This window comes from Rhodoplanes roseus, assembly GCF_003258865.1.
GTDB lineage: Bacteria > Pseudomonadota > Alphaproteobacteria > Rhizobiales > Xanthobacteraceae > Rhodoplanes > Rhodoplanes roseus.
The window spans coordinates 1-288 of the sequence record NZ_NPEX01000740.1; the positions used below are offsets into that span (position 1 = coordinate 1).

1 protein-coding gene is annotated in these 288 nt (G+C 65.6%); it reads left to right on the forward strand.

The window, feature by feature from the left end; all coding sequences use genetic code 11:
- A partial coding sequence (locus tag CH341_RS32205; RefSeq protein ID WP_210208726.1) for an N-formylglutamate amidohydrolase occupies positions 1 to 288 on the forward strand: 288 nt, incomplete at both ends.

The following is a 288-nucleotide window of genomic DNA, read 5'->3' on the forward strand; positions in this document are numbered from 1 at the left end:
CGCTCGGTCATTCCCCGTCTCTTCGACGGTGAATTGCCGGTCTTCAATCTCGGCACAAACGAGGGGGCGAGCTGCGCGCCCGAAATGCAAACGGCCGTCGCCGATGTCTGCGCGGCGTCGGATTTCCCGAGCATCGTCAACGGCCGCTTCAAGGGCGGCTGGATCACCCGCCATTACGGCCGCCCGGAAGAGCGTGTGCACGCGCTGCAGATGGAGATCGCCTGCCGCGGCTACATGGACGAAGACCCCGTCGCCTGGAACGAGGAAAAGGCCGAGGCCTTGCGGTCC